Genomic DNA, 22,588 nt, shown 5'->3' on the forward strand with positions numbered 1-22,588 from the left:
CTCAGCGCTCCGACGGCCGGATCAGGCGGTTGAAGACCACCGCGGTCTGGCTGTCGAACAGTCGCAGCGCAGCCTGTTCCGAAGCGGCGAAGACCCGGGCAACCTCGCCCGCCGTGCCCATGGAGGCGAAATGACCTCCGGAGACAATCCGGCGGTCCTCCATGTCGATCCAGGCGGTGTGGTACAGCTGTCGGCTGTCGCCGAAACGCCCCTGGCGGACACATTGATAGGCCACACGGTCGCCGACCTGGATCATCCGGAAGGCGACAAAGGTCCGGTCCGGATGGATGGAGCGGCAGCTGGCCTCGTCAGTGAAACTTCCGGCCAAGGCTTCCGGAGCCACTCCGCCGCCGTCGGGTACGCCCGGCCGGGCGAAGCGGCCGACCGCGACATGGAAGGACAGGACGACGAAATCGTCCCGGCGCACAGGGAGGACCGGCGGCACCGTCGCCGCGACCGCGTTCCGCAGGTCCGCCCGCACGGAGGCCGGCGCAGGCAGCCCGCCCCATGCGGCGAGCTCGGTCAGGGTCTCATCCATGTGCCGGACAAAGTCATCCGGCGTCTCCGCCGGTCGTTCGCTGATCGCCAGAATGACGAACCGGGTGATCGGATTGTCGTCTTCAGCCGCCGCATCCTGGGCGGCAGCCGCGCCCGCCGTCAGGCCGGCGACCGCCGCGCAGACGGCCAGGCCAATCAGTCTTTTCCACGCCATGTCGCAGTCCCCCGTTCCGGACGACCTTGCGACGGGTCCGGACTGAGGGCGACTGACGAGGCCTGACAGGCGGGCGAGGCTCCATCACTCGCCGGGGGGCGGGCTCGGGGGCAGGGTTTCGAACGACTCCGCGATGTCCTCCAGCCGCGCCTGGAGACGGGCCAGACGCTCGTCCACACTCTCCGCCGTCACGGGATCGGAGGACGCCGCCTTGGCCAGGACCATCTCGAGAGCGTAGTCGGCCATGATCCCGGCGAGGGCGACGTTCTGCTCCAGCCGTTCCTCAAGCACCCGCCGGGCCCGCGCCGCGTCGCCACTGATCGCGGTCGCCACGCCGTAGTAGGCGGTCAGACGACGGTCCGGGCCCTCGGCGAAGGTGCGCGACTGAATGACCCAGGTGGCCTCGCCCTCCGCGCCCGCGAAGGCGATGATGCAGCGATGGCCCCGCATCCCGCCCCGGGTGAAGCGCTGGAAATGCACCACCTCGGCGATGGCATCCGCTTCGAGACAGCCCCGGGCATCAGTGAGCACCGTCCTGCCCTCTTCGTCCGGCTCAAGTTCGCCCGTGGTGTGGCTGGTGGTGAAATCGAAGGCGAAACCGGAGGACCAGCTGAGGTCGGGATCGCCCCGGGGAAGGACTGGCAGGGCGCTGGCGAAGGCGGACGACAATGTCTCCCTTGGAATCACCGGAGCGTCGATGCCCAGCCCCTCCGCAAGGAGCGCCAGCTTGTCGAACACCATGGTTGTCGCCTCGACAATCTCCTGATCGGACGTCGGCTCCTGCGCCATGGCGGGCGCGCCGGATGTCAGGAGGAGGGCCAGGGCCCCCGCCAGGATGGTCGTTCCGCGCTTCATGATCGGCCCCCGCTTCCAGCCGAACATTGATCCCTGAGCCATCGATTGACCACTGGAACGGTTCACCGTGACAGGTTCCGTCAGGATCAGTCGTCAATGTCCGACGACTCATCGGGGATGGCCGGAAGCTCGACGGCGGGGGCGAGAGTCTTGATCTCGCCGATGACGGCGCCGGGGAAGGCCGCCATCACCGCCACAACGAAGGGATCGGCCTCGATCTCCGCCCGCTGTTCGGAGCGTTTGCGGCGGTCGATCTCGATCATGGTCTCGCCGCCACCCTGACCATTGGCGGCGATCAGCCAGGTGCGGCCGGTCCAGTCCTTGAGCCGCGACGACAGGCGGCGGGCGAGGTCGATCGGCGCACCCTCGAGGCTCTCATAGGTGATGGCGCCGGGCTTGAATGCCACGGGGCGGACGTAGCGCTGGACGTCCATCTGCAGGCCGACCTCGCGCTTCTCGCCGATCAGGGCGACAACCTGTTCGAAGGTCTGCGGGTCGGGCGTTGCGGGAGCCGCTACGGGGCGCGCGGCCAGTTGCGCCGAAGCGCCGCCGCCTCCCCCGCCGCCCGCAGGGCCGCGCGGAGCGGAGCCGCCGCCGGGCATGGGTTCGCCGTCGCGCAGGGCCTTAAGCGCCTCTTCCGGGCCGGGCAGGTCGGCGGCGTAGGCGAGACGGACGATGGCCATTTCGACCGCGTCGGCGGGGTTGGGCGCGCGGCGGACCTCGTCCAGCGCCCGCAGCAGCATCTGCCAGACGCGGGCCAGGGTGCCGGCGGAAATCACAGCGCCGAGGGCCGTCAGCTTCTGGGCCTGGTCGTTGGGCAGTCGGGTCGCCTGGGGCCCCAGCATCTTGGCCACCGAGGCGGCGTGGCAATGCTCCAGCAGGTCGTTGGTCACCTGCACCGGATCGGCGCCGTAGCCGTAGAGGGTGCGGAACAGCTCGAGCGCCTCGGGCGTGCGGCCGGCCATGATCGATTCGAACAGGGCGATGGTCTGGCTGCGGTCGGCGAGACCGAGCATGTCGCGGACGACCTCGGTCTTCACCGTCTCGCCGCGCTCGCCCTGGACCAGGGCCTGATCGAGCAGGGACAGGCCGTCGCGGACCGAACCCTCGGCGGCGCGGGCGATCAGGGCCAGGGCGTCCTGCTCGATCTTCATTCCCTCGCGGTCGGCGATGCGGGCGAGGTGTTCGACCAGGATTTCCGGCTCGACGCGGCGCAGGTCGAAGCGCTGGCAGCGGGACAGGACGGTCACCGGCACCTTGCGGATCTCGGTGGTGGCGAAGATGAATTTGGCGTGCGGCGGCGGCTCTTCCAGCGTCTTCAGCAGGGCGTTGAAGGCCTGGTTCGACAGCATGTGGACTTCGTCGAGGACGTAGACCTTGTAGCGCGCCTCGACCGGGGCGTAGCGGACGCTCTCGATGATGTCGCGGATGCCGTCGATGCCGGTGTGGGAGGCGGCGTCCATCTCGACCACGTCCATGTGCTGGCCGGCCATGATGGAGGCGTCGTGGCGGCCCTGATCGGTCAGGGCCAGCGACGGGCGGTCGATACTGTCGGTCTCGTTGTTGAGCGCGCGGGCCAGTAGGCGGGCGGTGGTGGTCTTGCCGACGCCGCGGACGCCGGTGAGCATGAAGGCGTGGGCGATGCGGCCGGTGGCGAAGGCGTTGGTCAGGGTCCGGACCATGGCCTCCTGGCCGATCAGGTCCTCGAAGGTGTGCGGCCGGTATTTGCGGGCGAGAACCGTATAGGCCTCGCCGTCGTCGACATGGGCGGCCGGGCCGGTGTCGGCCGGGGCGGCGGCGTTCGGGGCGGCTTTCGCTTCGACGGCGGGCGCAGGGGCCGCGGCGGCTTCGGCCTCGCGCATGCCGGCGGGTTCGGGAGAGCCGAACATGTCGTCGGTGTCGGGATCGCGCTCGACGACGTCGGCGTCGGGCGCGTCCTCCTCCCACGGAGGCCCTTCGAGACTCGGATCGACGTCGCTCATGGCTCCGTCTTACAGCGAGAGGGCGGCGTCGCGCACCCCCTCGCCGCAAGGCGTCCCCGCTTTCGCGGGGATGGATCAGTCGGTCAGGTCGCGAATCTGGCCGCCGTCGGCGCGGATGCGCGCGATGACCTGTTTGTGCAGCCAGATGTTCATGGTCGCCGTGTCCGAGGTGTCGCCCGTGTAGCCGAGCTCTCCGGCGAGTTCCTTGCGCTCGGCGAGGGTCGAATCCATCCCGGTCAGCTTCATCAGATCGACGATCGAGGTGCGCCAGTTGAGCTTCTGGTCGCGCTGCTCGTTCATAAAGTCGAGGATGCCGTCCACGTCGACCGGCTGCACGGCGGCGGGCGCGACGGTCGGCGGCGGCGGCGGCGCGGCGGACGGGGCCGGAGCGGCGGCGGGGGTCTCGCGCCGCTTGAAGATCTTGCCGAGGATGTTGCCGAGAATGCTCATGTCCGCTCCTGAAGGGGTGAGCCATCAGAGCGATTGGACGGGACCGCGGTTCCGTAGCCGCTGTGCGTGCGATCCCGGACGGCCGGTGAAGCTTGCAGCGCGCGAATCCCGTGTTAAGTCGGACTCTGGGTTGAAACGGGGATCGTCATGGTCAGGTACGGGTTTGCGGGGGCGATGCTCTCCCTGGCGCTGGCGGGTACGGCCTCCGCAGAGCCGTTCCGGTCCTTTGCGGACCTTTGCCTGACGACGAACGCCGGAGCGCTGGCCGCCGAGGTGGCCGCCAAGGGTTCGGGCTGGTCGGACGTGACGGCGCAGATCGGCGCCGAAATCGGCGAGGAATTCCAAGACGTCGCCGCCTACATGAATTTCGACCCGGCCGACGCCGCCGCTGGCCTGGCGGCGGTCGACTCCATGGAAATTCTCGTGACGGGTTGGGGCGACGGCGAAGCGGTGATGGACACCAAGGGGGTCGTTCTGGACCTTTGTGGCGTGATGTCGCCCCAGGCCGACGCCCTGACGATGAGCAAACGCGTTACGGACTATCTGGGCATGCCGTCCAGCACGGCCGGCGACCAGACCTTGTGGATGTATTCGCGCCAGGGCGACCGTTTCGTGTCCGAAGCAGACCTGATCGACGCCGAGGACGAGGCATTTCTGGCGACGATGCAGCAGCGCAGCCTGTACGCCGTCTATGTGTTTGAGGAAGACGGACTGGCCGGCCTGTTCGTCGGCGCGTTGCGTTCGCCGGCGAAAGCGCCGGATCGCTAGATATCGGGGGAAGGTGGAGACCGCGACCCGAAGGGGAATTCGTTGTGGCTGCTGCCTTCCGGCCCTGACCAGGTTGGCGAAGCCTTCGCCCGCGATCTCCGAGGCCGATATGACGATTTCGGCTCGCGGATGCAAGTGTGGGCTTGCTAGACAGCCTCATGTCCCTCCCCGTCCTGAACACTTTCGCCGGCAATCCGCTCGATCGGGCGGGGGATAGGCGGGACGATGCGGACTGGCTGGTGGAACAGGCGACCAATCCCGAGGCGGTGGCCCTGGTGCTGTGGGAAGGCCGGCCGCTGATCGAGGCCTCTCTGGGGAAAGAAGGGGGCGAGCCGCGGCTGGCATGGCTGGCGCTGGATCATGCGCGGGCGGTGGTTCCAGACCGCGAACTGTTCCTCGGCCTGTGGAAGGGCGCGCCGTGTTTCGCGGTGGAGGTCGAGGGCTCGGCCGATCCGGCGGCCGGGCCGCTGGCGGGGCTGGGGGCGTTTCACGAGATGCGCGAGGCGGCGGCGCTGCTGCCGGGGCCGGACGCGGCCATGGCGGGGACGGCCAAGTCGCTCTTCGACTGGCGCCGGCGGCACGGCTTCTGCGCCGCCTGCGGGGTGGAGACCGAGACCGGCTGCGGCGGCTGGAAACGGGTCTGCCCGGCCTGCCGCATCGAGCATTTTCCGCGCGTGGACCCGGTGACCATCATGCTGGCGATCTACAAGGGCGGGGCGGAGCCGGTCTGCCTGCTGGGCCGGCAGGCCGCCTGGCCGGCGGGGCGTATGTCGGCGCTGGCGGGGTTCCTTGAGCCCGGCGAGACCATCGAGGCGGCCTGCGCCCGCGAGATCGAGGAAGAGGCGGGGCTGACGGTGACGGCCGTGCGCTATCACTCCAGCCAGCCGTGGCCGTTTCCGTCCCAGCTTATGATCGGGCTGGTGTGCGAGGTCGATTCGGACGACGCCCGGCCGGATCAGACCGAGCTGGAAGCGGTGGCCTGGCTGACGCGCGATGAGGCGCGGGCCTGCCTGGCGGGGACGCATCCATCGATCAAGGCCCCGCCGAAGATCGCCATAGCCCGGACGCTGTTGCAGGCGTGGGTGGATGGTTTCGACGTCTGAGGTCGTTTCCCGACGAAGCCGGGCTTCAAGCAATCCAGTCTCGTCGAGACGCTGGCAGGTTCATCACAACGGACACAACGATTTCACAGAGGGCACAACGGGAGAGGAGCCACTCACAAACCACGCTGTGTTCGTTGTGAATTCGTTGTGTCCGTTGTGATGAACCCTCCGACCGAAGGGCCGATGTTCGGTCCGGCTTCGCCGGATGGCTACCCAGCCAAGGCCCGCGCCGCCGCGAGATCGTCCGGGTTGTCCACGGACAGCGGCGCCTCATCGATCACTGCCGCCCAGATCTGCAGACCCATTTCCAGCGCCCGAAGCTGTTCCAGCTTTTCGCGGCGCTCCAGCGGCGACGGCGGGGCGGCGCAGAAGCGTTCGAGGGCGGCGCGGCGGTAGCCGTAGAGGCCGATGTGTCGCCAGACGGGGGTGTCGCCGTACAGGGTCGAGCGAGTGAAATAGAGGGCGCGGCCGTGGCGCGCACCGGCTTCCATCGCCACCACGGCCTTGACCACGTCCGGGTTGGAGCGATCGGACGGATCGGCCTCGGGCGCGATCAGGGTGGCGATATCGCAGGCCGGCTCGCCGTGCAGCAGGGCGGCGCAGGCCAGGGCCAGCCCCGGATCGGCGAAGGGCATGTCGCCCTGCAGATTGATCACCGCGTCGTGGCGGCCCTCGGGATCAATCGCCTCCAGCGCGGCGCGAATGCGGTCGGAACCCGACGGCAGGTCCGGATCGGTCAGGACAGCGACGCCGCCTGCCGACTCAATCGCGTCGACGATCTCGCGATCACCGGCTGCCACTGCGACGGGCAGGCCGGAAAGCACGGCCTGACGCCAGGCCCGCACGATCATCGGCACGCCCCCGATATCGGCCAGAGGCTTGTCCGGAAGGCGGGTCGCGGCCATCCGGGCCGGGATCAGGATCAGCGGGTTCACATTCTTGTCCGGGGCTGCGACGCTCGGACCGACCTTCAGCCGGTTGCGAAGGCCGCGCTAGCGTGTAAGAGACGGCCACGCAAGAATTCGCCCGACCGTCCGTGTGGCCGGGCCTCAGAAACGGGATGAGACGACGCGCATGAGCGGCGATCTGAAGTGGAACAAGATTGCGGGCGCCGTACTGGGCACCGTTTTCGTAATCCTGGTGGTCAAAGAGGGCACGGCCTTCATCTACCACAACGAAGCTCCTGAAAAGATGGGCTATTTCGTTGATGCGCCGGAGGCCGCCGCAGGCGGGGCCGCCGAGGTCATCCTGCCGCCCGACTGGGGCACGGTGATGCCGACGGCCGATCTCGCCGCCGGCGAGGCCGCCTTCGCCCGTTGCAAGTCCTGCCACACTGTCAACGCCGGCGGCGCCAACGGCATCGGTCCGAATCTGTTCGGCGTCATCGGTGGACCGGTGATGCATTCGAGCGGATTTGCCTATTCCGAGGCTTTCCAGGCGCACAAGGCCCAGGCTCCGACCTGGACCCTCGACGAAATGGACCAGTTCCTGACGGCCCCGGGCCGTCATATCCCCGGCACCAAGATGTCGTTCGCCGGCATCCGCGACACCGCGACCCGGGTCAATCTGATCGCCTGGCTGCGGTCACAGGGTTCGGGCGGCATGGCCATTCCGGCCCCCGATCCGACCCGCCAGCCCGGCGCGGCTCCGGCCGCTCCCGCGGAGGGCGAAGCGCCCGCCGCCGGCGCCGAGGCCGTGACAGCTGATGCCGGCGGTCCGGCCGGCGGGGCGCCCGCCACCGGGCCGGCCGCCCAATCGACGACCCAGGCAGCGCCGGTCGCGGCGAACTAGGCTTCGTTTCCATGAATGAAGGAAGGGCGGTCTTCGGGCCGCCCTTTTTCGTTGTGCTCTAGAGCCGACGGAAGACCGGTCCAGGCGAACTCGCGACGCGATGGCGGACGTCTGCCTCGGCGAAGGGCTCGATCGCCACCCCGCCCAGTCGTCCGACGGCGTGCAGCACGCGGTCGCCGTCCAGCATGAAGCCGGCGTGGCCGTTCCACGGGCCTTCGTCGGGATCCAGCCAGATCACCAGATCGCCGCGCCGGGCGTCACCCGCCGCCACGACCAGACCCAGTTCCGCCAGCTGGTCCGCATAGCGCGGGGCCGCGCGGCCGCAGGCGTAGAGCGCCTGCTGCACCAGACCGCAGCAGTCCGTGCCCAGCGATGAGCGGCCGCCCAGTTTGTACGGCGTCCCGAGCAGCCGCTCGGCCACCTCGACCGGTTCGGCCGCGAAACTGCCGATGGGGGCAAGACCCGCGGGGTCGCCCACCTCGACCACCAGTGCGTTCAGGGGCAGGCTTTCGCCGGTCGTTCCGATGCGATGGGTGGCCAGCGGGGCGCCGTCCCTGAGGGCGGACTGCATAACCCAGCCCACAACCCCGTCGCGGCGGGCGCGGCCCCAGACCTGATCGCCGCGGGTATCGAGCACGTCGAAGGCCTCGCCGAAGATCAACTGGTCGACCGGATGTTCGCCCGCAATGACGTCGATGTGGATGTCGGCGACCGGAACCGCGCAATGCATGGCCCGCACCGCGCGGAAGGCCGATGCGCGCACGATCCCTTCCAGCGCCTGCTCGGCCAGATCGGGCCGGGCGAGGGTGGTGCGGGGATCAAGGCTGGCGGCGGCTGCGGTCAAACGTGGGCTCGTCCGATTGAGCCGTTGTCATAACGGAAGAAGCCGAAAGGGCCGTTAACGCGGCGCTGCGCGCCGCGGAGGGATTAGGGATTAGGGATTAGGGATTGGGGATTGGGGATGAGGAACTCGTTGGGTTCGGGCCGGACTTCCCGGGCTGCCCTGTGCTCTAATCCCTAATCCCTAATCCCTCATCCCTGAGCGAAGCGCCGCTTCAGCATCTCGAAACACGCCCGCAGCGCCTGGGCCTCGCCGCCCTCGGGCCAGCCGGCGCGGGCGCGGGGGTTCCAGGCGAAGATGTCCATGTGAGCCCAGGCCCCGGTCGTCGGGGCGAATTTCTGCAGGAACAGGGCGGCGGTGACCGAACCGGCCTGGGCCCAGGCGGCGGAATCGTTGCGCAGGTCGGCGATCTCGGTCTCCAGCGCGGCGCGATAGCCGGGCCAGAGCGGCATCCGCCAGAGCGGATCGCTGACCGCGCGGCCGGCCTCGAGAATGTCGGCGGCGAGGGCCTCGTCGTCGGTATAGAGCGGCGGCAGTTCGGGCCCCAGGGCGATTCGGGCGGCACCGGTCAGGGTGGCGAAATCCAGCGTCAGATCGGGTGAATGCTCCCCCGCGCGTGTCAGGATGTCGGCGAGGATGAGCCGCCCTTCCGCATCGGTGTTGCCGATCTCGATGGTCAGACCCTTGCGGCTGGACAGGATGTCGCCCGGGCGGAAGGCGTCGGCGGAGATGGCGTTCTCAACCGCCGCGACCAGCACCACGAGGCGCACGGGCAGGGCCGCCTGCATGACCAGCCGGCCGAGGGTGAGGGCGTGGGCAGAACCGCCCATGTCCTTCTTCATGTTGCGCATGCCGGCGGCGGGCTTGATGTCGAGGCCGCCCGAGTCGAACACGACCCCCTTGCCGACGAGGGCCACCAGCGGAAGGTCGGCGCGGTCGAGGTTCCAGCCGATCTCGATCACCCGCGGCGCGCGATGCGGCGCGGCGGCCCGGCCGACGGCGTGGACAGCGGGGTAGTTCTCTTCCAGCAGGTCGTCGCCGGTGATGACGGAGAGGCTCGCGCCGGAAGCCGCGGCGATCTCGCGGGCGATGGTTTCGATCTGCAGCGGCCCCATGTCGGCGGCCGGGGTGTCGATCATCTCACGGGCGAGGGCGCAGGCCGAGGCGATGCGCAGGGCCGCCTCGACCTCCAGCCCCTCGGGCGCGACCAGCCGCACCCGGTCGCGATCGGGTTTGGCCTTGTAGCGGTCGAAGACATAGGCCCCGAGCAGGAAGGCCAGGGCCGCCGCGCGGGCATCCTCCGGTTCGGCCTCAAGGCGATAGAGGCCCGGTGGCAGCCTGGTCGGCAGGGCGCGGGCCGACATGGGATCGAACCGCTCGCCGACGCCGACCAGAACCGCAGCGAGCCCGCCCTGCCCGTCCGGCGCGACCAGGATCTGCCCGGACTTGCCCTTGAAGGCATTGGCCTCGGCCCAGCCCCGGATCCCCGCGTCCATCGCGCCATCCGGGCCGACGAATCGCACCGGGATTGCGCCTTCAGCCTCGGTGGTCAGCAGGTCTGGATGCAGGACGGACATGGGCGGCGGCCTTTCCGGCCTGAACGGGCCGATCTTAACCAAGGATTGACGAGAAGGGTCGAGTCTCGGGTCGAACCTTCCGGAGCGCCTTCCATGTCGCGCACGACCGCCCGTATCGCAACCATCGCCCTGCTGCTGGGCGGTCTGGCCACACCCGTCCTTGCGCAGGCGCCGGCCGCACAGCCGGCCGCCCCCTCTGCCCGCCAGCCGGCCACGGCCGAGGTTCGCGCCGCCTATGAGCGGACAGACGCGCTGAGCCGGCAGATTTTCTGGACCGACCAGGCCGAGATCAATCCGATGGACCCCGTCGCCGGCGTGAAGGCGGCCCAGGCCCTGCGCGAGCTCGGCCGCTTCGACCAGGCCGCCGAGATGGCCGGCAAGGTGCTCGTGGTCCAGCCGACCAACGTCGAGGCCATGCTGGAAGCCGGACGCGCCCACATCGCCCGCGGTCAGGCCTTCTACGGCATCGCGTCGCTGGAGGGCGCGCGCAACGCCCGGCCTGAAGACTGGCGGGCCTGGTCCCTGCTGGGCACGGCCTATGAGCAGGTTCGTCGCCCCGACGATGCCCGTGCGGCCTGGGCGCAGGCGCTGGTCCTGTCGCCCGACAATCCCGACGTCCTGTCCAACATGGCCATCTCGGCCATGACCCGGGGCGACGCCGCCGGGGCCGAGCCCCTGCTGCGCCGCGCCGTCGCTCAGCCGGGCGCCTCGCTGAAGGTGCGGCTGAACCTGGCCATGGTGCTGGGCCTGACCGGCAATATGGCCGAGGCGGAGCAGATGCTGCGCCGCGACCTGCCGCCCGAGGCCGCCGACCGCAATCTGAGCTGGCTGCGCGAGCGCGCCGGCGGGACCGGCGTCGACCAGGCCCGGACCTGGGGGTCGCTCCAGGGCGGCTGATCGCCTATATTGCGGCCATGATCGACGAGCTCTACAGCGCGCGTATCCTGAGGCTGGCGGCCAATCTGCCGCACAGCGGACGGCTGGCCGCGCCCGAGGGCACGGGCGAACGGGTGGCCAGACTGTGCGGCTCGAAAGCCGTGGTCGATGTGACGCTCGATGACGCGGACCGGGTCGAGACCTTCGCCCAGGACGTGAAGGCGTGCGCGCTGGGTCAGGCCGCGGCGGGCGTGCTCGGCGAGGCCGTCATCGGCGCGACGCTGGACGAGATCGTCGCCGCGCGTGACGCCATGGTCACCATGCTCAGGGCCGGCGGCGAAGGCCCCACGGGCCGGTTCGAGGGGCTGCGCGCCCTGAAACAGGTCGCCGACTATCCGGCGCGCCACGCCTCGGCCATGGTCGCCGTCGAAGCGACGCTGGATGCCGTGCGTCAGGCGATGGCGCGGGATCGGGCCGACACGCGAACTAGCCTCGCCGGCGCGGCCTGAAGGCCCGTTGCTCCTGCGTCCATTGCAGGGGATAAGCGCGGCGACATGGCTTCCGGCGAAACTCTCTATGAACGCGGCGTGCGGCTGGCCCATCGGGGCTACAAGCTGACGCTGTCGCCCCTGATCGGGCAGTCCTGCCGGTTCCGGCCGACCTGCTCCGACTACGGACGGGACGCGCTGATTCAGCACGGACCGATCAAGGGGGGATGGCTCACGGCCAAACGCCTCTGCAAATGCCAACCCTTCGGCGAAGGCTGGAAATACGACCCGGTGCCGCCCGCAAAGACGAAGACATGATCGACCTCAAATTCCCCGACGGCGCATCGCGCCAGTATCCCGACGACGCCACGGGCCGTGACGTCGCCGCCTCCATCTCTCCGTCGCTGGCCAAGCGCGCGGCGCTGGTCGCTCTGAACGGCGAACAGCGCGACCTGGACCGCCCGCTGGGCGGCTCCGGCGACTTCAAACTGATCATGCGCGACGATCCGGAGGCGCTGGAGACCATCCGCCACGACGCCGCCCACGTTCTGGCCCAGGCGGTGCAGGAGCTGTTCCCCGGCACCCAGGTCACCATCGGCCCGGCGATCGAGGACGGCTTCTACTACGACTTCCACCGCGAGGAGCCGTTTTCGACGGACGACTTCGCCGCCATCGAGAAGAAGATGGCCGAGATCGTCGACCGCGACGAAAAACTGGTCCGCGAGGTCTGGGAGCGCGATGCCGCCATCGCCCTGTTCGAGGGCAAGGGCGAGACGTTCAAGGCCGAGCTGATCCGCGACCTTCCGGGCACGGAGACGATCACCACCTATCGCACCGGCGACTGGGTCGACCTGTGCCGGGGGCCGCATTTCCCCTCGACCAAATTCGTCGGCAAGGCCTTCAAACTGACCAAGCTCGCCGGCGCCTACTGGCGCGGCGACCACCGCAATCCGCAGCTGCAGCGCATCTATGCGACAGCCTGGGCCTCGAAGGAGGATCTGGACGCCTATCTGCTGCGGGTCGAGGAGGCCGAGAAGCGCGACCATCGCCGCATCGGCAAGGCCATGGGCCTGTTCCACATGCAGGAGGAAGGCCGGGGCATGGTCTTCTGGCACCCCAAGGGCTGGATCCTATGGCGGGTGCTGGAGGCCTATATGCGCCGCCGGCTGGACGCCGCCGGCTATGTCGAGGTCAAGACGCCCCAGGTGCTGGACCGGACCTTCTGGGAGAAGTCGGGCCACTGGGAGAAATACCGGCCCAATATGTTCGTCTGCGAAACGGTCGAGGGCGAGACCCTGTCCCTCAAGCCGATGAACTGTCCCGGCCACGTCCAGATCTTCGATCAGGGCCAGCGGTCCTATCGCGAGCTGCCGCTGCGCATGGCCGAGTTCGGGGCCTGCCACCGCTATGAGCCGTCAGGCGCCCTGCACGGCCTTATGCGGGTGCGCGGCTTCACCCAGGACGACGCCCACATCTTCTGCCGCGAGGACCAGATCGTCGAGGAGACGCGCCGGTTCATCGAACTGACGCGTCTGATCCACGCCGACCTCGGCATGAACACCCACGAGATCGCCCTGGCGACCCGGCCCGAGGTGCGCGCCGGCACGGACGAGTTCTGGGACAAGGCCGAGGCCATGCTGGGCGAGGCCGCACGCCTCGCCGGCGTCGACCCGGTCATCGCCGAGGGCGACGGCGCCTTCTACGCGCCCAAGCTGGACTTTATCGTCAAGGACGCCATCGGCCGGACCTGGACCTGCGGCACGCTGCAGCTCGACTATGTCCTGCCGGAGCGGCTGAACGCCGAATACATCGGCGAGGACGGCCAGAAGCACCGGCCGGTCATGCTGCACCGGGCCATCCTCGGCTCGTTCGAGCGGTTCATCGGCATCATGATCGAGAACTACGCCGGAGCCTTCCCCCTGTGGCTGGCGCCGACCCAGGTGGTGGTTGCGACCATCGTGTCCGAGGCCGACGACTACGCCCGCGCGGTGGTCGAGAAGCTGAAGGCGGCGGGCCTGAGGGCCGAACTGGACCTGCGCAACGAGAAGGTCGGCTACAAGGTGCGCGAGCACTCGGTCGGCAAGGTCCCGGTCATCGCCGTGGTCGGCAAGAACGAGGCCGAACAGGGCACGGTGGCCATCCGCCGGCTGGGCTCACAGGCCCAGGAAGTCGTTTCGCTGGACGAGGCGATCCGCATCCTGACCGAGGAAGCGACGCCGCCGGATTTGCGGGCGGCCTGATCGTTCCCTGAAAAGAACGAAGCCCGCCTCCGCGATCACGGAGGCGGGCTTTTCCCTGGCCGGAGCGAACCGCCGGCTACAGCAGCCGCTTGCGCATCGCTTGGGACAGCATGTCGATCAGGGTCACGGCGACCACGATGATGATGACGATGGCCGAGACTTTGCTGTATTCGAACCCGTTCATGCCCTCGAACAGGACCTGGCCGATGCCGCCGGCACCGATCAGGCCGAGCACGGTGGCCGAACGGCTATTTGACTCGAAGCGGTAGAGGGCGAAGGAGGTCCAGAGCGGCGCTACCTGGGGGATGACGCCCCACATGATCTCGTGCAGCGGCGAGGCGCCGGTGGCGCGTACGCCTTCCACGGGCCCCTTGTCGATCGACTCGACCGCCTCGGAAAACAGCTTGGCGAGGACGCCCGCCGTGTTCAGGGCGATGGCCAGCACGCCGGCCAGAGGGCCGAGGCCCACGGCGACGACAAACAGCAGGCCCATGACCAGGTCGGGTATCGACCGCAGCAGGTTCATGACCCAGCGAACCGGCGTCACCACCCAGATGGGGGCGATGTTGCGCGCGGCGGCCAGACCCAGGGGCACGCCCAGGAAGACCGCCAGGAAGGTGCCCCAGAGGGCGATCTGGACCGTCTCCCACATCTTGGCGACGAACAGCCGCCAGTCGGCGAAGTCCGGCCGCAGAAGGTCGCGGGCGAAGACCTCAATGCGGTCGGAATTAGTGACGACCGACGAGATGTTCTTCAGATCGACGGCGTCGATGCTGATCAGCAGGACGACGGCGACGCCGCCCCAGATGAGGACGTCGAGCATCCATGCGCCCAGCGATTTTACGGGCGGATTGGGGACGGTCGAGGCGGATACGACGGCGTCGGTCAAGGCTGGACCTCGCGCAGGCTGCGCAGGCGCTGAAGCTCGGCTTCCGCGGCGGTCACGGCGGCGGCGTCGTTCCGGCCGCGGGCGGCCTGCAGCTGCTGGTCGGCCACCATTTCACGGACCGGGTTGAGGTAGTTGTCATCGGCGGCGCGGAACTGGGAATAGTTCAGACCGGCCAGAACCCGCCGCTGACGTTCAGCCTCGGCGCCCTCGCCCTGACCGTAGGTCAGGAAGAAGCTGCGGATCTTCTCCTTGAACACGGGGTCGAGATCATCGCGGATGACGATGCCGCTTTCCGGGATCGGGGGCGACTGCCAGATTTCACGGATCTGGGCCGCCGCGCGGGGATTCTGACGCGTCAGGAAGACCGTGTTGACGGTGTTGGACGTGGCGACGTCAAGCAGGCCGGAGGCGACTGACAAGGCGTTGGACTGGTGGTTGGCCGACCGCACCGTCTTGAAGCAGGCGGCCGGATTGATGCCGCGCGGGTTAAACAGGAAGGTCAGCGGGGCCAGGGTGCCCGAGGTCGACTGGGCGTCGCCGATGCCGAAGTCGAACTGTTTGCCGCAGGCCAGAACCTGTTCGAGCGTGATGTTGGAGTCGGCGTGAACGATCAGGGTCGCGCGATAGCTGTCGAGGCCGTCGAGATCAACCGTGCGGGCGATGACCTCGCCCTCGGCGCGATCAATCGCCTCCAGCGCGGGCTTGGCCGAGAACCAGGCGACCTGGGTCTGGTCGGCGCGCATGGCCTCGACCAGCACGGTGTAGTTCGAGCCGAAATGGGTCTTCACCGGCACGCCGATGGCTTTGGACATGTCCTCAAGCAGCGGCTCCCAGAGCGGGCCCGACGAATTCTGGCCTTCGGCGGACAGGATCGAGAAGGTGATTTCAGTCGGCGCGCCGCCGGCCTTTTCGTCGCCGCCGCCGCAGGAAGCGACGCCGAGGGCGAAGGCGGCGGCGAGGGCAAGCCGACGGGTCAAGCGGGGGAGGGTCATGCCTTGGTTTCCCAGAACGCGTCCTCGAATTCGGGACCGTAGATGTCGATCAACTGCTTGGTGTCCAGGCCCGTGGCGGGGCCGTCATAGACGACCTGGCCCGCCTTCAGGGCGATGACCCGGTCGCAATAGCGGATGGCGTAGTCCACCTGGTGCAGGGTGACGATGACACCGAGCCCGTCGCGCTTGTTCAGCTCGACCAGCAGCTCCATCACCTTCCGGGCCGAGACCGGGTCCAGCGAGGCCACGGGCTCGTCGGCGACGATGGCGCGGGCGCCCTGGAGCAGGGCGCGGGCGATGGCGCCGCGCTGCTGCTGGCCACCGGACAGGGTATTGGCGCGCTGGGCAGCGTAGTCGGACACGCCGACCCGGTGCAGGGCCGCCATGGCCTTGCGCTTGTCCTCGGCCGGCCAGAGACCGAGGAAGCCCTTCCAGCCGGGCAGCCGGCCGAGCGCCCCCAGCATGACGTTCGAAAACAGGGTCAGCCGGCCGACCAGATTGAACTGCTGGAAGATCATGCCCAGCTTCTGGCGCGCGGCGCGGACAGCCCCGGTAGTGCGGCCGTTCTTCTGGACGACCTCGCCGAAGACGCTGATCGTCCCCTTGCCGGAGTCGATCGTCTGGAGCCCGGTGATCGAGCGCAGGAGCGTCGACTTGCCCGACCCGGAGGGGCCGATGAGGGCGACCATTTCTCCGGCCCCGACCTCGACGGACACGCCGTTCAGGGCCTTTCGGGCGCCGAAAGTCTTGGACACGTCCCGAACGGACGCGACGGCGGCGGCGGCTGAGGTCATGGACACGCTGGAGGCGGTTGCAGGGGCGCGCCGCATCGCCTGATCAGGCCCGCGAGGCAAGTCTTAATGACACGTCCGCGGCGTTTTCGTCCAGCGCGTTCCTCCCCTCCCGAAGGAGAGGAGGAACCCGTCACTGGGCGGCGCGAACCTCTACCGGAAGGCCCAGGGCCTCCAGCTGCGGGCGGACCGTGGCGGCGTCGCCGACCACGACCCAGACGAAATTGGCCGGGCCGAGGACGCGACGCGCCTCGGCGTCCATCGCCTCGGCCGTCATGGCCTCATAGCGCGGCGCGAGGGTCTCCCAGTAGTTGTCGGGACGGCCGTACAGGGCGTTGGTGCGCAGGGCGTTCAGGACGTTGGCCGAGCTTTCGAAACTGCCCGGCAGCTGGCCGATATTGCCCCTGACCACGCGGTCGCGTTCGAAGGCGGTGACGCCGCGCTCTGACAGGAAGGCGCGGTACTGGTCGATCAGCACGGCGATCGACTCGCCCGTGCGGTTGGCCTGGACCGGCGCCTGGATGAGATAGGGCGTCTGGTGCTCCCGCAGGTTGACCGCGCCGCCCAGCCCATATGACCAGCCGCGCGTCTCGCGGATGTCCTGGTTGATGCGGGACAGGAAGCCGCCGCCGATCACCTCATTGGCGGCGTTCAGCGTGACCAGATCGTCCCGCCCCGTCACGCCCATCACCAGTCCGCCGAGGATCAGCGACTGCGGCGACTGCGGCCGGTCGATCAGCACAATACGCGGCGTGGAGGTCGGGATGGCGGCGTCGAAGGCCTTGGTTCCCCGGGGCGCAGCGGGCGCGGCCCAGGTCCCGAAACGGGCGTTCAGCATCGGGGTCAGCTCGGCCAGAGGCAGGTCCGAAACGATGAAGATGCGGGCGTTGTCCGGCCGGATCCAGGCGCCATGGAAGCCCGTCAGGTCGTCGCGATCCAGCGCCTGCACCGCCGCCGCCGTGCCGAGACCCGAGGCGGGGCGGCCGTAGGGATGGTCGGGACCGTACAGCACGACCGGCAGGGCCCGCCCGCCGATACCGCCGGGCGAGGACAGTTCCTGCGCGATCCCGGCCAGTTGCTGGTTGCGGCGCCGCTCGAGGTCCTCGGCGCGGAACGCCGGATTGCGGATCACATCGGACAGCAGGTCCAGCGACGGCGCAAGATTGGCACTGACCGTGCTCATGCCCACGCCCGTCCGGTCGGTGGTGGCGAAGGCGTTGATCGTGGCCCCCAGCCGTTCCTGCTGTTCGGCCAGTTCGACCGTCGAGCGGCTCTCGGTGCCCTCGGTCAGGAGGTCCAGCATCAGCCGCTGGGTGCCGGGTGCCTCCGCCGGGTCGGCGGCGACGCCGGCGTCGAACTCCACCGCCATGCGGGTGACCGGCACGGTGGTCGAGCGGGCGTAGACGACCTCGATCCCGTTGGAGAGGGTTGTTCGCTCTACGTCGGGGAAGTCCAGAGGCTTCATCGCGCCCACGGCCGGCATCGGCTCACGCGGAACCACGGGCAGGGCGGCGGCCGGTTCGGGCGGGGCGAGGGTGGCGGCGGCCTCGACATAGGCCTCGCGCTCGCCCGGATCGACCCGGGTGGCCAGCACCGGCCGGCTCAGCCAGCGGTCCATGGCCGCCCGCACGGATGCCGGGGTGACGGCGCCGAGGGAGGCCAGCTGCCGACGGTAGAAGCCGGGATCGTCGGCATAGAGTTCGCCCTCGGCCAGGGCGACCGCCTTGCCGCCGAAGCCGCCCACCGGTTCCAGCGTCTGGATGCGGCCGGACAGGCTGCTGACGACGGTGCGGGCGATCTCATCCTCGGTGGGACCCGAGGCCATAAAGTCGGCGATCAGCTGGTCGAGGCGGCGCGAGACAGCCTCGGCGTCCTGCCCCGGCTTCACATCGACGGTGACCATGAACATGCCGAGCCGGTGGAAAGCCTGATAGCCGGTGCTGACCGCGGTCGCGGTTTCGTCGCCGCGCACCAGTTGATTGTCCAGCCGGGAGCTGTTGAGCCCGCCGAGGACCGCGGCGGCGACCTGGAGATCAGCCGCCGAGGCGTCGAGCAGGCCCGGCACGACCCAGGTGCGGTACAGGCGGGTGTTCGGGACCCGATCATGCATGACCGTATCGATCCGCGCCGGAAGCGTCGGAATGTCGGCCTGGGCCGGCTCGTTCACAGCGCCGCGCGGGATATGGCCGAAATACTGTTCGACCTTCTCGCGCGCGGTGGCGATGTCGATGTCGCCGGCCAGCACCAGGACGGCGTTGTTCGGGCCGTAGTTGTCGCGGTGCCACTGTCGCAGGTCTTCCAGACTGGCGGCGTCCAGATCGGCCATCGAACCGATGGTGGAGTGGCGATAGGGGTGGCCGGCCGGGAACAGGGTCTCCAGCAGGCTGTAATAGACCAGACCATAGGGCTGGTTGTCGCCCTGGCGCTTCTCGTTCTGGACCACGCCGCGCTGGTTATCGAGCCGCTCCTGGGTCAGGGCGCCCAGCAGGTGGCCCATCCGGTCGCTCTCCATATAGAGCGCCTGGTCGAGGGCCGAGGTCGGCACGGTCTGGAAGAAATTGGTGCGGTCGAACCAGGTGGTGCCGTTCCAATCGGTGGCGCCCATGGCGCGCAGCGGCTCCATCAGGCCGCCGGGGACGTTCTCGGTCGGATTGAACAGGCCGATGTGTTCGAACAGATGGGCGAAGCCGGTCTGCCCCTGCGGTTCGTCCTTGGAGCCGACATTGTACCAGGCGGCCACGGCCACGACCGGGGCCTTGCGGTCGGTGTGGACGACGACGCGCAGGCCATTTTCGAGGGTGAACTCCTCGAACGGAATGTCGACGCTGCGGGCCAGGACGGCGGCCGGCACCGGCGCGGCCGACTGGGCCAGAACGACTGTCGGCGCGGCGAGCAGAAGGGCGGCGGCGGCGAGGAAGGCGGCATTGCGCATCGGAAGTCCCCCAAGGTTGGCGGGAGACGGTATCAGCGGTCCGCGAGGCGGCAAGTTACGGCTGAGTCACAATGGCCGTTCCGCACGGCCCCACTCAATCCGCACCCGGACCAATCCCTGCCAAACCCAGAGCCCGCCTAGAAAAAACCGCTTTACATGACAGTCCGGTGACCCTACATCGCGGCTTCCGGCGGACCCCGTGGTCTATACGTTGCGCTGCTAACGCCGGCTGGGTTTAACAATTACAGGGGTTTACGTGAATTGCGCACGTATCCATTTCCCCTGGACCTGGTCCGCGAGCGGTCCCCCGAGCGTCCCGTCGCCCTTGTGCGACCGCGTTCGGTTTCCGTAGCGGCGCGCTGGTTCCAGGACAATCTGAACGCCGACGTCTTCTATGCGGTGAAGGCCAATCCCTCGCGGTGGGTCATCGAGACCCTCGTGGAGGCGGGAGTCACCGGCTTTGACGTCGCCTCGCTCGCCGAGATCGAACTGGTCCGGGCGGTCAGCGCCGATGCGCGCCTGGCCTTCATGCACCCGGTCAAGAGCCGGGGTGCGATCACCCGCGCCTATTTCGAATACGGCGTCCGCACCTTCTCGCTGGACAGCCATGACGAGCTGGCCAAGATCCTCGACGCCACCGGCAACGCCACGGACCTGAACCTGCTGGTGCGTATGACGGTGTCGGCGGACGGCGCGGCCTATTCCCTGTCGGGCAAGTTCGGCGTCTCGCCAGACCAGGCCCCGTCCCTGCTGCTGGCCACGCGTCAGGCGGTCAAGGACGGCCTGATGGGCGTCTGCTTCCACGTCGGTTCGCAGTGCATGCGCCCGTCCGCCTATGAGGCCGCCATGGCCCAGGTCGGTCGCGCCATCACCCGGGCGGGCGTGTTCGTGGACATCGTCGATGTCGGCGGCGGCTTCCCCTCGGTCTATCCGGGCATGGTCCCGCCGGACATGCAGGAATATGCCGACGCCATCCATCGCGGCTTCAACGAGATGCCGGTGTCGGAAACGACCGAGCTGTGGTGCGAGCCCGGCCGGGCGCTGGTCGCCGAGTCCTCCTCGGTCCTGTGCCGGGTCGACCTGCGCAAGGGCGACGCCCTGTATCTGAACGACGGCTCCTACGGCTCGCTGTTCGACGCGACCCATTCGCGCTGGCCCTTCCCGACCAAGCTGGTTCGGGACGGCGCCTCGGCCAACGAGCTGAAGCCGTTCCGCTTCTACGGCCCGACCTGCGACTCCATCGACCACATGCCGGGACCGTTCTGGCTGCCGGCCGATGTGCAGGAAGGCGACTTCATCGAGATCGGTATGCTGGGCGCCTATGGCGTGGCCATGTCGACCGGCTTCAACGGCTACGGCGAACACGACATCGCCGGCGTCGAGGATGCCCCGATGGCCTCGCTCTACGGCCTGGCGCCCCGCTCCATCCCGACGGTTCGCACCTCGGCGGAAGAGCAGGCCCGCAAGGTGGTTCGCCTGTCGCGCCCGAAGGGCAAGGCCGGCCAGCGGAAGAAGTCTCGGCGCTAAACCGTCGCTTTCGCGTTGTAATCAGCAGCGGCCCGTCGCTCCGTCCGGGCCGCTGTTTCCTTTGACGACGGGCGCTCAAACCAAAGGGAAACCCTTGCAATGAACGCTCCCGTTCAGTCGAACCAGAAGGCCCAGCTGCTCCAGAACACCGTCGAGCACGTGGACATCACGTCCTTCGACGCCCGTCCGATCATCGACAGCATGCGCAAGATGTCGTTCTCGAGCCGCGACACGGCCCGGGCCGCCGACATCTTCAACATGGCCATCGAGGACAAGGACTGCTCGCCGTGGCTGATCCTGGCCGGCTCGACCTCGGCCGGCGGCTGCATGCACGTGTACCGCGACATGGTGAAGTTCGGCATGATCGACGCCGTGGTCGCCACCGGCGCCTCGATCGTCGACATGGATTTCTTCGAGGCCCTCGGCTTCAAACACTACCAGGCCGCCGGCGAGGTGGACGACAATGTCCTGCGCGACAATTACATCGACCGGATCTACGACACCTATATCGATGAGGAAGAGCTCCAGGCCTGCGACCACACCATCTTGGAGATCTGCAACCAGCTGGAGCCGCGCGGCTACTCCTCGCGCGAGTTCATCTGGGAGATGGGCAAATGGCTGAGCGAGGGCAACGCCAAGAAGCCCGGCTCCCTGATCCAGACCGCCTATGAAGAGGGCGTGCCGATCTTCTGCCCGGCCTTCGTCGACAGCTCGGCCGGCTTCGGTCTGGTCAAGCACCAGAAGGAGCGGATGGCGGCGGGCAAGCCGTATCTGATGATCGACGCGGTGGCGGACTTCCGCGAACTGACCGACATCAAGATCGCCGCGGGCGTCACCGGCCTGTTCATGGTCGGCGGCGGCGTGCCGAAGAATTTCGCCCAGGACACGGTCGTCTGCGCCGAAATCCTCGGCGTCGAGGCCGAAATGCACCGCTACGCGGTCCAGATCACGGTCGCCGACGTGCGCGACGGGGCCTGCTCGTCCTCGACGCTCAAGGAAGCCGCTTCCTGGGGCAAGGTGCAGACCACGCACGAACAGATGGTCTTCGCCGAAGCCACCACAGTGGTGCCGCTGATCGGCTCGGACGCCTATCACCGCGGAACCTGGAAGAACCGCGAGAAGCGCCGCTGGAACAAGCTGTTCGGCAAGTAAGAGTACTTCCTTCTCCCCTTGCGGGAGAAGGTGGCTCGCGCAGCGAGACGGATGAGGGGTCGCACGACGGGGTACGTCGGCGACCCCTTTTGTCCGCGCATATCAAAGGGCGGAGAGACCCCTCATCCGAGCGGCTTCGCTGCCCACCTTCTCCCGCAAGCGGAGAAGGATATCGTTGGGAACCCGGCTGCTTCCCACCCGCTTCTTCCGCGAAGGAGCTTCACCATGACAGACCCGCATCAGACCGCCGACGCCCGCGAGGCCGAAGACATGGGCGAAAAGCCTGATACGGGCCGGACCCCGGACGCCCTGACCGAGGCCCTGTCGGGCAGCGACATGGGGTCGGACACCCGCGCCGGATCGCTCCAGGGTGGATCCGCGACCGGGTCAGAGATCGACCCTGACCAGGACACGGTCAACGAGACCCTTGCCAGCGAAGGCCTGGCTTCGAGCGCATCCGCGGCCTCGGCGAAGGCAGATTTGGAACCGGTCAAGAACACCGGCGAGGACTCCACCGGCCCCGACGGCGAGCCGGTCGACGGCGGAAGGGGCGAGGCCGACGCCGCGACCGGGTGACGCCTGCGTCATCCGCGCCTTGGCGAAGGCGCGAACCTGCCTTGCC

At 68.6% G+C, this 22,588-nt stretch carries 21 protein-coding genes and 1 other RNA gene; 10 read left to right on the forward strand and 12 right to left on the reverse strand.

Going from position 1 to position 22,588, the window contains the following annotated elements; all coding sequences use genetic code 11:
- Position 1 precedes the first annotated feature (1 nt).
- The 4 genes from B3E43_RS00830 to B3E43_RS00845 form a co-directional block, all read right to left on the reverse strand.
- Positions 2–712 (reverse strand): hypothetical protein, encoded by a 711-nt coding sequence (locus tag B3E43_RS00830; protein WP_292025998.1) that lies wholly within the window; start codon positions 710–712, stop codon positions 2–4.
- Between the two features lie 84 nt (positions 713–796).
- Positions 797–1,567, reverse strand: a complete 771-nt coding sequence (locus tag B3E43_RS00835; protein WP_292025999.1) for a hypothetical protein — start codon at positions 1,565–1,567, stop codon at positions 797–799.
- A gap of 86 nt (positions 1,568–1,653) precedes the next feature.
- Positions 1,654–3,549 (reverse strand): DNA polymerase III subunit gamma/tau, encoded by a 1,896-nt coding sequence (locus tag B3E43_RS00840; protein WP_292026000.1) that lies wholly within the window; start codon positions 3,547–3,549, stop codon positions 1,654–1,656.
- A 75-nt stretch (positions 3,550–3,624) separates the two neighbouring features.
- Positions 3,625–3,999 (reverse strand): DUF3597 domain-containing protein, encoded by a 375-nt coding sequence (locus B3E43_RS00845; protein WP_292026001.1) that lies wholly within the window; start codon positions 3,997–3,999, stop codon positions 3,625–3,627.
- Between the two features lie 147 nt (positions 4,000–4,146).
- On the opposite strand from B3E43_RS00845, the gene B3E43_RS00850 reads away from it, so the two are divergent.
- The gene (locus B3E43_RS00850) at positions 4,147–4,767 is read left to right on the forward strand and encodes a hypothetical protein (protein WP_292026002.1); all 621 of its coding nucleotides are present in this window, start codon (positions 4,147–4,149) and stop codon (positions 4,765–4,767) included.
- A gap of 9 nt (positions 4,768–4,776) precedes the next feature.
- On the opposite strand, the gene ffs is transcribed toward B3E43_RS00850, so the two are convergent.
- An RNA gene (gene ffs / locus B3E43_RS00855) (signal recognition particle sRNA small type) lies at positions 4,777–4,870 on the reverse strand.
- A gap of 55 nt (positions 4,871–4,925) precedes the next feature.
- Here ffs and nudC point away from each other — a divergent pair.
- A complete protein-coding gene (gene nudC, locus B3E43_RS00860) occupies positions 4,926–5,870 on the forward strand; it encodes an NAD(+) diphosphatase (protein ID WP_292026003.1) in 945 nt (314 codons plus the stop codon).
- Positions 5,871–6,079: 209 nt separating this feature from the next.
- Here nudC and B3E43_RS00865 read toward each other — a convergent pair whose 3' ends face one another.
- Complete coding sequence (locus tag B3E43_RS00865) at positions 6,080–6,805, reverse strand: 3-deoxy-manno-octulosonate cytidylyltransferase (protein ID WP_292026004.1); 726 nt, start codon at positions 6,803–6,805, stop codon at positions 6,080–6,082.
- Between the two features lie 139 nt (positions 6,806–6,944).
- Here B3E43_RS00865 and B3E43_RS00870 point away from each other — a divergent pair, with 139 nt between their 5' ends.
- A complete protein-coding gene (locus B3E43_RS00870) occupies positions 6,945–7,661 on the forward strand; it encodes a c-type cytochrome (protein WP_292026005.1) in 717 nt (238 codons plus the stop codon).
- Positions 7,662–7,719: 58 nt separating this feature from the next.
- Here the strand turns inward: B3E43_RS00870 and B3E43_RS00875 are convergent, their stop codons facing one another.
- Complete coding sequence (locus B3E43_RS00875; protein ID WP_292026006.1) at positions 7,720–8,505, reverse strand: NlpC/P60 family protein; 786 nt, start codon at positions 8,503–8,505, stop codon at positions 7,720–7,722.
- Between the two features lie 188 nt (positions 8,506–8,693).
- Positions 8,694–10,079 (reverse strand): leucyl aminopeptidase family protein, encoded by a 1,386-nt coding sequence (locus B3E43_RS00880; protein ID WP_292026007.1) that lies wholly within the window; start codon positions 10,077–10,079, stop codon positions 8,694–8,696.
- A 93-nt stretch (positions 10,080–10,172) separates the two neighbouring features.
- Here B3E43_RS00880 and B3E43_RS00885 point away from each other — a divergent pair, with 93 nt between their 5' ends.
- From B3E43_RS00885 to thrS, 4 genes are read left to right on the forward strand one after another with little or no spacing between them, the layout of a single operon-like run.
- Entirely contained in the window at positions 10,173–10,976 is an 804-nt protein-coding gene (locus B3E43_RS00885) for a tetratricopeptide repeat protein (protein ID WP_292026008.1), read from the forward strand.
- A 17-nt stretch (positions 10,977–10,993) separates the two neighbouring features.
- A complete protein-coding gene (locus tag B3E43_RS00890; RefSeq protein WP_292026009.1) occupies positions 10,994–11,464 on the forward strand; it encodes an iron-sulfur cluster assembly scaffold protein in 471 nt (156 codons plus the stop codon).
- 45 nt (positions 11,465–11,509) lie between these two features.
- Complete coding sequence (gene yidD, locus B3E43_RS00895) at positions 11,510–11,761, forward strand: membrane protein insertion efficiency factor YidD (protein WP_292026010.1); 252 nt, start codon at positions 11,510–11,512, stop codon at positions 11,759–11,761.
- Complete coding sequence (thrS, locus tag B3E43_RS00900) at positions 11,758–13,683, forward strand: threonine--tRNA ligase (RefSeq protein ID WP_292026011.1); 1,926 nt, start codon at positions 11,758–11,760, stop codon at positions 13,681–13,683. The genes yidD and thrS overlap by 4 nt, the downstream gene beginning before the upstream one ends.
- A 76-nt stretch (positions 13,684–13,759) precedes the next feature.
- On the opposite strand, the gene phnE is transcribed toward thrS, so the two are convergent.
- The 4 genes from phnE to B3E43_RS00920 form a co-directional block, all read right to left on the reverse strand.
- Positions 13,760–14,506: a phosphonate ABC transporter, permease protein PhnE gene (gene phnE, locus B3E43_RS00905; protein ID WP_414631329.1), complete on the reverse strand. Its 747-nt coding sequence runs from the start codon at positions 14,504–14,506 to the stop codon at positions 13,760–13,762.
- A gap of 62 nt (positions 14,507–14,568) precedes the next feature.
- Positions 14,569–15,564 carry a phosphate/phosphite/phosphonate ABC transporter substrate-binding protein gene (phnD, locus tag B3E43_RS00910; RefSeq protein ID WP_292026013.1) on the reverse strand — a complete coding sequence of 332 codons (996 nt, stop codon included), beginning with the start codon at positions 15,562–15,564 and terminating at the stop codon, positions 14,569–14,571.
- Positions 15,561–16,358, reverse strand: a complete 798-nt coding sequence (gene phnC, locus B3E43_RS00915) for a phosphonate ABC transporter ATP-binding protein (RefSeq protein ID WP_292026014.1) — start codon at positions 16,356–16,358, stop codon at positions 15,561–15,563. Before phnC ends, phnD begins: the two co-directional genes overlap by 4 nt.
- Positions 16,359–16,488: 130 nt before the next feature.
- Complete coding sequence (locus B3E43_RS00920) at positions 16,489–19,287, reverse strand: M16 family metallopeptidase (protein WP_292026015.1); 2,799 nt, start codon at positions 19,285–19,287, stop codon at positions 16,489–16,491.
- 261 nt (positions 19,288–19,548) lie between these two features.
- Between B3E43_RS00920 and B3E43_RS00925 the strand changes: the two genes are divergently transcribed.
- The 3 genes from B3E43_RS00925 to B3E43_RS00935 all read left to right on the forward strand — a co-directional run bounded on the left by B3E43_RS00925 (position 19,549) and on the right by B3E43_RS00935 (position 22,542).
- A complete protein-coding gene (locus B3E43_RS00925) occupies positions 19,549–20,814 on the forward strand; it encodes a type III PLP-dependent enzyme (RefSeq protein ID WP_292026016.1) in 1,266 nt (421 codons plus the stop codon).
- A gap of 99 nt (positions 20,815–20,913) precedes the next feature.
- Positions 20,914–21,966 carry a 1,9-bis(guanidino)-5-aza-nonane synthase gene (locus B3E43_RS00930; RefSeq protein ID WP_292026017.1) on the forward strand — a complete coding sequence of 351 codons (1,053 nt, stop codon included), beginning with the start codon at positions 20,914–20,916 and terminating at the stop codon, positions 21,964–21,966.
- Between the two features lie 225 nt (positions 21,967–22,191).
- Positions 22,192–22,542 (forward strand): ribonuclease, encoded by a 351-nt coding sequence (locus B3E43_RS00935; RefSeq protein WP_292026018.1) that lies wholly within the window; start codon positions 22,192–22,194, stop codon positions 22,540–22,542.
- The last annotated feature ends 46 nt before the right edge of the window (positions 22,543–22,588 follow it).

This window comes from Brevundimonas sp. UBA2416, from assembly GCF_002343105.1.
Classification (GTDB): Bacteria; Pseudomonadota; Alphaproteobacteria; order Caulobacterales; family Caulobacteraceae; genus Brevundimonas.

Bases quoted from the DNA above. Each gene is read 5' to 3' on its own strand.
- B3E43_RS00830 (WP_292025998.1), bottom strand. From the start codon at position 712: ATGGCGTGGAAAAGACTGATTGGCCTGGCCGTCTGCGCGGCGGTCGCC.
- B3E43_RS00835 (WP_292025999.1), bottom strand. From the start codon at position 1,567: ATGAAGCGCGGAACGACCATCCTGGCGGGGGCCCTGGCCCTCCTCCTG.
- B3E43_RS00840 (WP_292026000.1), bottom strand. From the start codon at position 3,549: ATGAGCGACGTCGATCCGAGTCTCGAAGGGCCTCCGTGGGAGGAGGAC.
- B3E43_RS00845 (WP_292026001.1), bottom strand. From the start codon at position 3,999: ATGAGCATTCTCGGCAACATCCTCGGCAAGATCTTCAAGCGGCGCGAG.
- B3E43_RS00850 (WP_292026002.1), top strand. From the start codon at position 4,147: ATGGTCAGGTACGGGTTTGCGGGGGCGATGCTCTCCCTGGCGCTGGCG.
- nudC (WP_292026003.1), top strand. From the start codon at position 4,926: ATGTCCCTCCCCGTCCTGAACACTTTCGCCGGCAATCCGCTCGATCGG.
- B3E43_RS00870 (WP_292026005.1), top strand. From the start codon at position 6,945: ATGAGCGGCGATCTGAAGTGGAACAAGATTGCGGGCGCCGTACTGGGC.
- B3E43_RS00880 (WP_292026007.1), bottom strand. From the start codon at position 10,079: ATGTCCGTCCTGCATCCAGACCTGCTGACCACCGAGGCTGAAGGCGCA.
- B3E43_RS00885 (WP_292026008.1), top strand. From the start codon at position 10,173: ATGTCGCGCACGACCGCCCGTATCGCAACCATCGCCCTGCTGCTGGGC.
- B3E43_RS00890 (WP_292026009.1), top strand. From the start codon at position 10,994: ATGATCGACGAGCTCTACAGCGCGCGTATCCTGAGGCTGGCGGCCAAT.
- yidD (WP_292026010.1), top strand. From the start codon at position 11,510: ATGGCTTCCGGCGAAACTCTCTATGAACGCGGCGTGCGGCTGGCCCAT.
- thrS (WP_292026011.1), top strand. From the start codon at position 11,758: ATGATCGACCTCAAATTCCCCGACGGCGCATCGCGCCAGTATCCCGAC.
- phnE (WP_414631329.1), bottom strand. From the start codon at position 14,506: ATGCTCGACGTCCTCATCTGGGGCGGCGTCGCCGTCGTCCTGCTGATC.
- phnD (WP_292026013.1), bottom strand. From the start codon at position 15,564: ATGACCCTCCCCCGCTTGACCCGTCGGCTTGCCCTCGCCGCCGCCTTC.
- phnC (WP_292026014.1), bottom strand. From the start codon at position 16,358: ATGACCTCAGCCGCCGCCGCCGTCGCGTCCGTTCGGGACGTGTCCAAG.
- B3E43_RS00920 (WP_292026015.1), bottom strand. From the start codon at position 19,287: ATGCGCAATGCCGCCTTCCTCGCCGCCGCCGCCCTTCTGCTCGCCGCG.
- B3E43_RS00930 (WP_292026017.1), top strand. From the start codon at position 20,914: ATGAACGCTCCCGTTCAGTCGAACCAGAAGGCCCAGCTGCTCCAGAAC.
- B3E43_RS00935 (WP_292026018.1), top strand. From the start codon at position 22,192: ATGACAGACCCGCATCAGACCGCCGACGCCCGCGAGGCCGAAGACATG.